This is a genomic window from Rhabdaerophilum sp. (assembly GCF_046092605.1).
In the GTDB taxonomy this organism is placed as follows: Bacteria; Pseudomonadota; Alphaproteobacteria; order Rhizobiales; family Beijerinckiaceae; genus Rhabdaerophilum.
Genome location: NZ_JBJTDY010000145.1, coordinates 1 through 9008 on the forward strand (window position 1 = coordinate 1; position 9008 = coordinate 9008).

The 9008-nt window shown below is 63.4% G+C and carries 9 protein-coding genes and 1 pseudogene; 8 read left to right on the forward strand and 2 right to left on the reverse strand.

The window, feature by feature from the left end:
- The 6 genes from ACKODO_RS11050 to cysG form a co-directional block, all read left to right on the forward strand.
- Positions 1-1016, forward strand: a 1016-nt coding sequence (locus tag ACKODO_RS11050; RefSeq protein WP_408983487.1) for a DUF934 domain-containing protein, incomplete at its 5' end; no start/stop codon positions are given.
- Positions 1003-1512, forward strand: coding sequence for a DUF934 domain-containing protein (locus ACKODO_RS11055; protein ID WP_408983488.1), 510 nt, complete (start codon positions 1003-1005; stop codon positions 1510-1512). The genes ACKODO_RS11050 and ACKODO_RS11055, both read left to right, overlap by 14 nt.
- Positions 1509-2249, forward strand: a complete 741-nt coding sequence (locus ACKODO_RS11060; protein WP_408983489.1) for a phosphoadenylyl-sulfate reductase — start codon at positions 1509-1511, stop codon at positions 2247-2249. Before ACKODO_RS11055 ends, ACKODO_RS11060 begins: the two co-directional genes overlap by 4 nt.
- Complete coding sequence (gene cysD / locus ACKODO_RS11065) at positions 2246-3163, forward strand: sulfate adenylyltransferase subunit CysD (RefSeq protein ID WP_408983490.1); 918 nt, start codon at positions 2246-2248, stop codon at positions 3161-3163. The genes ACKODO_RS11060 and cysD overlap by 4 nt, the downstream gene beginning before the upstream one ends.
- Positions 3163-4776 carry a sulfate adenylyltransferase subunit 1 gene (locus ACKODO_RS11070; RefSeq protein WP_408983491.1) on the forward strand — a complete coding sequence of 538 codons (1614 nt, stop codon included), beginning with the start codon at positions 3163-3165 and terminating at the stop codon, positions 4774-4776. The genes cysD and ACKODO_RS11070 overlap by 1 nt, the downstream gene beginning before the upstream one ends.
- 133 nt (positions 4777-4909) lie before the next feature.
- Positions 4910-6358 carry a siroheme synthase CysG gene (gene cysG / locus ACKODO_RS11075; RefSeq protein WP_408983492.1) on the forward strand — a complete coding sequence of 483 codons (1449 nt, stop codon included), beginning with the start codon at positions 4910-4912 and terminating at the stop codon, positions 6356-6358.
- An 11-nt stretch (positions 6359-6369) separates the two neighbouring features.
- On the opposite strand, the gene ACKODO_RS11080 is transcribed toward cysG, so the two are convergent.
- Positions 6370-6846 (reverse strand): Lrp/AsnC family transcriptional regulator, encoded by a 477-nt coding sequence (locus tag ACKODO_RS11080; protein WP_408983493.1) that lies wholly within the window; start codon positions 6844-6846, stop codon positions 6370-6372.
- A gap of 58 nt (positions 6847-6904) precedes the next feature.
- Here ACKODO_RS11080 and ACKODO_RS11085 point away from each other — a divergent pair, with 58 nt between their 5' ends.
- Together ACKODO_RS11085 and ACKODO_RS11090 are read left to right on the forward strand one after the other, a co-directional pair.
- On the forward strand, positions 6905-7081 hold the full coding sequence (locus ACKODO_RS11085; protein ID WP_408983494.1) for a hypothetical protein: 177 nt from the start codon (positions 6905-6907) through the stop codon (positions 7079-7081).
- A 68-nt stretch (positions 7082-7149) separates the two neighbouring features.
- Positions 7150-7431, forward strand: a pseudogene (locus ACKODO_RS11090) (class I SAM-dependent methyltransferase); the annotation flags it as partial.
- A gap of 263 nt (positions 7432-7694) precedes the next feature.
- Here ACKODO_RS11090 and repC read toward each other — a convergent pair.
- Positions 7695-9008 (reverse strand): plasmid replication protein RepC (gene repC / locus ACKODO_RS11095; protein WP_408983495.1); only part of this gene is annotated, 1314 nt, incomplete at its 5' end.

The window sequence follows — 9008 nt, forward strand, 5'->3', positions numbered from 1 at the left end:
TTCCACGCTTCTCGGATGGGCGCGGTTTTTCGATCGCAACATCGCTGCGCAATGCCGGCTATCGCGGTTCCTTGCGCGCGGTGGGCCCACCGCGCGTGAAGATCCTCGTCCACGAGATCGGAATCGAGGAATTCCGGGCGCGCGTGGAAGCGGAATTCGTGAAGCTCGACGGGCCGACCATCAATGCGGACCCGGAGGAAGTGGCGCGCATCGCCGCCTATTTCGCGCCGCCGGCCTATGAAAAACTGCCTGCTGTGAGCAAGGCTTGCGAAGCGATCAAGGCGGCGAACCCCGCTTTCGCGGCCTGGGCGGAGATCAACACCTTCCCGCACCGCCAGTCGGGTTATGCGGCGGTGACCATCTCGCTGAAGGGCGTTGGCGACGCGCCGGGCGATGCCACCTCCGACCAGATGCGCGCGGTGGCCGATCTCGCGGATGCCTATTCGTTCGGTGAAATCCGCGTCACGCATGCGCAGAACCTTGTCCTGCCTCATGTGAAGCAGGCCGATCTCTTCACGCTCTGGCAGAAGCTGGGCGCGGCGGGCCTTGCGGAAGCCAATGTCGGGCTCATCACCGACATCATCTCCTGCCCCGGCCTCGATTACTGCGCGCTCGCGACCGCGCGCTCCATCCCCATCGCGCAAAGCGTGGCGAAACGCTTCGCCGACCTCGACCGACAGCGGAACATTGGTCCGCTCAGCGTGAAGATCTCTGGCTGCATCAATGCCTGCGGGCATCACCATGTGGGCCATATCGGCATTCTCGGCCTCGAGAAGCGCGGCGCCGAGAGCTACCAGATCACCCTCGGCGGGGATGCCACCGAGAATGCGGCGATCGGCGAGATCATCGGGCCGGGGATTTCCGCCGAGGAGGTGCCGGACGCGATCGAGCGGCTCGTGGGCGTCTATCTCGCGCAGCGCGAGGGCGGCGAAACCTTCATCGATGCCGTGCGCCGTCTGGGCCTCGCCCCGTTCAAGGCCGCTTTCGCGGGGGAGGCGGCTCATGTCGCAGCTTGAATCATCCCTGCTCGATCGGAACGGAGCAAAGCCGGATATCTGGTCGCGCGAGGCAAGTGCCACACAGCGCCTCATTCCTTTTTCCGAACTCGCAAGCGCGCTCGCCAAGGCTGGCAACCAGCCGGTCGGCGTGGAGATTACCAATACGGTGCGCTTGCCGGAGCTGGAGCCGCATTTCGACCGGCTCGCACTGATCGCGATCACCTTTCCAAGCTTCTCGGATGGGCGCGGTTTTTCGATCGCAAAATCGCTGCGCAATGCCGGCTATCGCGGTTCCTTGCGCGCGGTGGGCCCACTGATCGCGGATCAGTTCGCTTATGCGCTGGCATGCGGTTTCGATGAGGTGGAACTTCCGCCTCACGTTGCGAGCCGCCAGCCGGCCGCGATCTGGCTTGCGGCGGCGCGGGCCTTCCGCGCGACCTACCAGACCAGCCATCAGACGGGCGGCAAGAGCATTCTGGAACAGCGCCGTGCTGCGCGGGGGAGGCTCGCGTGACCTTCGCTCTGGCGCGTGAGCTTCCGGGCCTTGCCCCTGTCGAGCGCATCCGCGCAATCCGGGCGGCGCTTTCCGGCGAGATCGTCTTCACCACGAGCTTCGGTCTCGAGGATCAGGTTTTGACGCATCTCGTCGTGGAAAGTGGCGCAGAGATCGCCTTCGCGACGCTCGATACGGGCCGGCTTTTCCCGGAAACGCATATGCTCTGGGCGGAAACCGAGGCGCGCTATGGCATCAAGGTCTTCGCCTATGCGCCGCGCCACGAGGCGGTGGAAGATTACATCGCCGAGAGCGGCATCAACGGGTTCTATGGGTCACTCGATGCACGCAAGGCCTGCTGCCATATCCGTAAGGTCGAGCCCCTCGGTCGTGCGCTGAAGGGCGCAGCGGGCTGGATCACCGGGCTTCGCGCCGATCAGAGCCCCGCGCGCGGCGACACGCCCTTCGCGGAAGAAAACGCGCAATACGGCCTCGTGAAGTTCAATCCGCTGCTGGATTTCAGCCGCGAGGACGCACTGGCCTTCGCGAAGGCCCACGATGTGCCGATCAACCCTCTGCATGAACGCGGCGTCCTCTCCATCGGCTGCGCACCCTGCACGCGGGCTATTCAGCCCGGTGAACCCGAGCGCGCCGGCCGCTGGTGGTGGGAAGATGAGGCAAAGAAGGAATGCGGCCTGCATGTCGGGCCAGATGGCAAGTTCGTGCACCCGCAACCCTTCAGGGAAGCCTTCGCATGACCACGATGAGCCTTTTTGGGATGACCCATTTGCAGCGCCTTGAGGCGGAAGCGATCTTCATCCTCCGCGAGGTGGCGGCGACGGCGGAGAAGCCGGTCTTGCTCTATTCGATCGGCAAGGATTCCGCCGTATTGCTCCATCTTGCGCTGAAGGCGTTCTATCCCGGCAAGCTGCCATTCCCGCTGCTGCACGTGGATACGACGTGGAAATTCCGCGAGATGATCTCATTTCGCGATGAAACCGCGAGGCGCCTCGGCGTCGACCTCCTCGTGCACACCAATCAGGAAGGCCTCAAGGCCGGCATCAACCCCATCGCCTCGGGCTCTCAGGTGCATACCGATGTGATGAAGACTGTTGCGCTGAAGCAGGCGCTCGATCTCCACGGTTTCGATGCCGCTTTCGGCGGCGCACGCCGCGATGAGGAGAAATCCCGCGCGAAGGAACGGGTTTTCTCTCTGCGCTCGCCCGGCCATCGCTGGGACCCGAAGAACCAGCGTCCCGAGCCGTGGAACCTCTTCAACACACGCAAAAAGCAGGGCGAAAGCTTCCGGGTCTTCCCGCTCTCGAATTGGACCGAGGCCGATGTGTGGGCCTACATCGCGCTCGAGAATATCCCCGTTGTGCCGCTCTATTTCGCGAAAGAGCGCGCGGTTGTCCGGCGCGGCGGCACGCTGATCATGCGCGATGACGATCGCCTGCCGCTGCTGCCCGGCGAGGTGCCGGAGATGCGGAAAGTCCGCTTCCGCACCCTCGGTTGCTACCCGCTGACCGGGGCGATCGAGAGCGAAGCCGATACGCTCGAAGGCATCATCGCCGAAATGAACGCTTCGCGTGCCTCCGAGCGGCAAGGTCGCCTGATCGACCATGACGGTGCCGCCTCGATGGAGGCGAAGAAACAGGAGGGGTATTTCTGATGGCCTCTGCCGCGCTCAAGCTCGTCGAAACTCTCGTACCGCTGGCCGAGCCCGCGCCGGCGCGCTCGGTTCTGCGCTTCATCACCTGTGGATCGGTGGATGACGGGAAATCCACGCTGATCGGTCGGATTCTCTATGAATGCGGCGCGGTATTCGAGGATCACCTCGAGGCGCTGGATCGTGACAGCCAGAGATTCGGCACCAACGGCAAGGCGCTTGATTTCGCGCTTCTCGTCGATGGCCTCGCCGCCGAGCGCGAGCAGGGCATCACGATCGATGTCGCCTATCGCTATTTCCAGACACCAAAGCGGCATTTCATCGTCGCGGATACGCCGGGCCACGAGCAATATACCCGGAACATGGCGACCGGCGCCTCCACGGCGGATGTCGCGATCCTGCTCGTCGATGCGCGGAAAGGCCTGCTGCCACAGACGCGCCGGCACTCCTTCATCGTCTCGACGATGGGCGTGCGGCAGGTGATCGTCGCCATCAACAAGATGGACCTCGTGGGCTATGACGAGGCGGTTTTCCGAGCGATTGAAACGGAATATCGCGCGCTGGCCGCAGCACTCGGCTTCGAGCGCATCACCTGCCTGCCGGTTTCGGCGCGCGAGGGCGACAACCTCTCGGTGCCTTCCGAGAATATGCCGTGGTTCACTGGCACGCCCCTGCTGCCGCTGCTCGAAACGCTGGATGTCGAGCCGCGCCGGGATGAAAATCCCGCTTTCGCTTTGCCCGTGCAATGGGTGAACCGCCCGAACCTCGATTTTCGCGGCTTTTCCGGCACCATCGCGAGCGGCCGCGTGAGCGTGGGCGATGCGATCGAGGCTTTGCCCTCGCGCCGCGAGAGCCGCATTGCGCGGATTGTAACAGCGGATGGCGATCTCGAAACGGCTTTCGCCGGGCAGGCTGTCACGCTTGTGCTGGCCGACGAGATCGACCTGTCTCGCGGCGATGTCATCGCTGCGCCGCTGGCCGTGCGTGCCTCTTCGCGACCGCGCACCCGGCAAGAAGTCGAGGCACGCGTGATCCTCACGGGTGAGAAAACGATCGAGCACGGCGCGCAGTTCCTCGTGAAGCTTGGCACCGCAATGGCCGGTGCAACGGTTTTGGCGATCCACGAGCGTACGAACATCGAGAGTTTTGACGGCGAGCCGGCAGAGAGCCTCGCACTCAATGCCATCGGGCGTGTGCGCCTCGCTTGCGACAAGCCGCTGGTGCTGACCGATTACGCACAATCCCGCGAACTCGGTGGGTTCATCCTCGTCGACCGCCTCACCAATGAAACGAGCGCCTTTGGTTTCGTTCTGCACGATGCCGCGCCCGACCTGAAGGACGCGACCGAGATTGACCTTGCCATCGCCCGCGTGCTGGGGCCGGAGGGGTCCGCCAAAAGGCAGGCCCGGCTGAACCTCATCACCTGGCGCGTTGCTTCGGCGTTGGGTGTCGCGGGGATCGTCTTCGCGCTCTCGGGGCAGGGGAGCATTGCAGCACTTGCGGGCCTTGCGGATCTCACGCTGCGGCCAATCGCGCGTGCCCTGCATGATGCGCTCTGGCGGAAAATCCAGGAGCGGCGTGAGGCCGGGCTCTCGCTTGACGGGGGCGGCATATGACACCGGACCCGCGCGCGCGTCGGCTGGATCTGCTTTTTCGGGTGGCGCTCGTGGCGCTCGCTCTCCTTTGGGCCTTTTACCCGCCTTCGGCGCAGCTCGGCATGGCGGCGCCTGTCATTGCCGAGGCCCGGCAATGACGAGGCGCGAACCGACCCTCGCGCGGCCGCGTCGCATCGAGCCGCTGGCGACGCTCCCGGTCTTCTTTAAGCTCGCCGGTCAGCGCGTCGTGCTCGCTGGCGCGACGGATGGCGCACTCTGGAAGGCGGAGCTTCTCGCGGCGGCCGGCGCGCATCTTCATGTGTTTGCAGAAGAATTCCCCGAGGCCTTCGCTGCATTGGCGGCGGATCCACCGGCGGGCTCCATCACGCTTCATGCGCGGGGCTGGCAGCCGGCGGATCTCGCGGGCGCGGCTCTTGCCATTGCCGATCTCGAAGAGGCGACAGAGGCGGAAGCCTTCGTGATAGCCGCGCGGGCGGCGGGTGCCGCCTTCAACGTGATCGACAAGCCGGATTTCTGCGCCTTTCAATTCGGGGCCATCGTCAATCGTTCTCCGCTGGTCATCGGCATTTCCACCGATGGCGCGGCACCCGTGTTCGGGCAGACGATCCGCCAGAAGATCGAGGCGCTGCTGCCTTCAGGCCTCAAGGCCTGGGCGGAAGCCGCACGCGACTGGCGTCCCTTCGTGCAGGCGCGCGAACTGGGCTTCGCCGCCCGTCGCATGGTCTGGGAGCGCTTCACCGCCATGGCGCTCGCTTCGCCTGAGCGAAAGCCCGATGCGCAGGACCGGGCGGCCCTGCTTGGCGCGCTCGGAACGATCGCGGGCGAGGAACCGCGTGGCCGCGTGAGCCTTGTGGGGGCCGGGCCAGGCGACCCGGAATTGCTGACTTTCAAGGCCGTGCGTCTCCTGCAATCGGCCGATGTGATCCTCTATGATGATCTCGTCTCGCCTCAGGTGCTGGAACTTGCACGCCGCGAGGCGCAGCGCATTCGCGTGGGCAAGAAGGGCCATGGCCCATCCTGCCGGCAGGATGAAATTTCGGCGCTGATGGTGTCGCTCGCACGCGAAGGACGGCATGTCGTGCGGCTAAAGAGCGGTGATCCCGGCATTTTCGGGCGCGCCACCGAGGAAATCGAGGCCTGCGCCTTGGCCGATATTCCTGTCACCATCGTGCCGGGCATCACGGCGGCACAGGGGGCTGCGGCGTCACTCGGCTTCTCACTCACGGAACGACGCGCGGCCCGCCGGCTGCAATTCCTCACTGGCCATGGGCAGGATGGGGAACTCCCGCAAGATATCTGCTGGAGCGCCATCGCGGATGAGACCGTGACGACCGTGCTCTACATGCCGCGCCGGACGCTTCGCGCATTCTGTGCGCGGGCCTTCGAGGCGGGTTTGCCCATGTCAATGCCGGCGCTTGCGGTGATGAATGCCACGCGGCCCGACCAGCGCGAACTCGGCGCTTCCCTCGCCTCGCTCCCCGCTGCGCTCGAGGCCTGGCCCGATGACGGGCCGGTTCTTGTGATGATCGGGCAGGTAACAGGCCGGCTGGTGATGGCCGAAACCCTGCGCGATGCAGCCTGAAACTGTTCAGCTCAGGTGATGACCGAGGCAGGAATGCGATAGGCCGTGGTGGACTTGATGCGCTCCATCGCAAAGCGCGAGGAGACGTTCTTTAACGCGAATTGGTCGATGAGCCGCTTGTAGAAGGCGTCATAGGCCGCCATGTCCTCCACCACCACGCGCAGCATGTAATCGATATCGCCAGCCATGCGGTAGAATTCCATCACCTCCGGCATGTTCGAAATGGCCTGCGCAAAACGCTTCAGCCATGCCGAGGAATGATCGGCTGTCTCGATCGACACGAAAACCGTGATGCCCAGCCCGATCTTTTCGGGAGCGAGGATCGCGACGCGACCCACAATCACGCCCGCTGCTTCGAGCTTCTGGATACGCTTCCAGCAAGGGGTCTGGGAAAGAGCGACATTCTCCGATAGTTCGGCGAGCGAGATATCCGCGCGCTCCTGAATCAAGGTCAGGATCTTTTGATCGATGCGATCCAGCTTGATCATGCAAGCACCCCGTCGTTAAAGAGAGATTTTAGAAATTCATTCTGATCTTGGTCAATAAATGACCGCGCAAATCAAAGAATTATCTTTTTTAGGATCTTTAGCAGAAAATTCGTCGTTTTATCTTCGGCGCTGGAGCAAACTCATCCTTCCCGTTTTTTCCGATCGCCCGCGTATGCTGGTTGCCGCCGTCATCAATCGAATTGCCCTGGATTTCTTCGGCAGCTTCGCTCCCTGATTGCTAATTCAGCCTCGCGGCTCGCACCATCCGTGGCACAATTTATCGCGACTAACTTCTCCGCCGAGATGATCCGGATCGCCAGGGCGAAGCCGGCACCAGGCAACCTTGAGTTCCGCGTCGCCGATGCCGAGGCGAGCTTTTTATCCGGCCCGTTTGACGCGATCTGTGCCTTCAATGTGTTGCATCTTGTGGATGATCCGGCGCGCTTGCTTGCTGACATTCACGATCATCTGAAGCCCGGCGGCCTTCTGATCTGCAAGACATGGTGCTTCGGGGATCTGAGCCGCATGCTGCGCTTTCTGTTTCATGCCATAGGCATAGTCGGGCTGTTCCCGCCGGCGCACCGCCTGACGATTGCAGACTTGCGGACCATGATTACTGCCGCCGGTCTGGAGCTCGTTGAGCAGCGCGTTCTGGGAGCCTATCCACAAAACCCCTACATCACGGCATCGCCCGCAAACCCTGCGTCAATCCGGTTCCGTCATCCATGGGCTGGGTTGCCGGGCAGAACTGACGACCTGGCACACAGACGTTTGGTGAAATCTGCGAGCGGCAGATTCTTTGCGTCATGCGTGAGGAATCGGTCATTCCGCATTCGGCCCCAAAACTATCATAGCCGTATCGCCTTCCCGCCCTTCATCGCCTTCAACTTGGTGCCGATCAGCGCCATGAGGATGGGCCCGACGGAGAATTGTCCCTCGCGCTTCTTCTCGGTGAGCGCGCGCAAATATCCGCCGGGGAAGCGCACCTCGTCGCCCTTCTGCAGGATCGCCGCGACAACAATCGAGGCATCGGCCTGCCCCATGGTTTCCACCGCATCGCGCCAGGCATCCGGCGAAATCCCGAGCATGGCGCGCACCAGCTCCGCGGCCTTCAGGAACTCGGACCAGCTTGGCGGTAAAGCCCCCTGCCCTTCCCGGCGGGGGATGTAATCGCGGATATCCGGGCAGGCCTCCAGCACCATCGGCAGCGGCGTGCCGAGGCTCGCGCGGGATGTCTCGATTACGCCTGCCTCCCCTTCCCTTCCCTGCCCGGTTTGAGCAGAGCCAAGGTTCTCAGGATCAGCCTCGCGCTCGTCGCTCCTGCCTTTCTTGAAAGCAGGTTCAGATTCGTAGAGGTCTGGTTTTGAATTCTGTTTGTGGCGCTCGGAATGGGACTCATTGGCGCTTGAATTTTTTGAATCTGTGAAGAGTTCCAGATGCTTCAGGATCCCGGCGGAAAAGCCTTCGAGATCGGTCGCAATCGCCTCGAGATCGGCGAGGCTGGCCGAGCGCTTGAGACGCCCCACAAGCGCCAGATATTGGCCGTGCAGGCCCTGCCAGTCGCCCGGAAGCGCCTCCTCCATGCCGAGCAGGATCATCTTGGTGATGTCCCGGCGCGCGAGCGTGATGCGTTCGCGGGCAAGTCGCAATGCACGGCGTTCCGCCTGAACCTCAGCCGCGAGCGCCTCGAATTCCTCGGCGCGGGCGATGAGCGGTGTCAGCTCGAAGCCGAAGGCGAGGCTCACCTCGCCATCCATGCCCCGGCGGGCGTAGCGCTTGCCGTTGGGGCTGTCGCGGCGGATGACGATGCCGGCTTCCACGAGCGCCGCAAGATGCCGCCGCAGTGTCGCTGGCGCGATGCCATGGGCGCGGGAACAGAGCTTCTCGTTCGAAGGGAAAACGATCGGCGTCTCGCCCGCGACCAGCATCGTCTCCTGGTGGAACGAGAGCAGCGCGGAAAGCACGGCAATCGCACGATCCGGCAGGCCGAGCTTGTCCTTCGCCTCCGTGATGGCCTGGAAGATTTTCCATTTGTGGACGGTCTTCTCGGGTTCGACCGCCCTCGCCTGCTGCTGCGTGGCGATCAGGCCAAGCGAGAGCATTCGCCGCCCGAAGGGCGTCGTCACCAATCCCTGTTGAATCATGGTCCTTGCCTCAATCAG

Coding starts and splice junctions, on each gene's coding strand:
- ACKODO_RS11055 (WP_408983488.1), top strand. CDS start 1,003: ATGTCGCAGCTTGAATCATCCCTGCTCGATCGGAACGGAGCAAAGCCG.
- cysD (WP_408983490.1), top strand. CDS start 2,246: ATGACCACGATGAGCCTTTTTGGGATGACCCATTTGCAGCGCCTTGAG.
- ACKODO_RS11070 (WP_408983491.1), top strand. CDS start 3,163: ATGGCCTCTGCCGCGCTCAAGCTCGTCGAAACTCTCGTACCGCTGGCC.
- cysG (WP_408983492.1), top strand. CDS start 4,910: ATGACGAGGCGCGAACCGACCCTCGCGCGGCCGCGTCGCATCGAGCCG.
- ACKODO_RS11080 (WP_408983493.1), bottom strand. CDS start 6,846: ATGATCAAGCTGGATCGCATCGATCAAAAGATCCTGACCTTGATTCAG.
- ACKODO_RS11085 (WP_408983494.1), top strand. CDS start 6,905: ATGACCGCGCAAATCAAAGAATTATCTTTTTTAGGATCTTTAGCAGAA.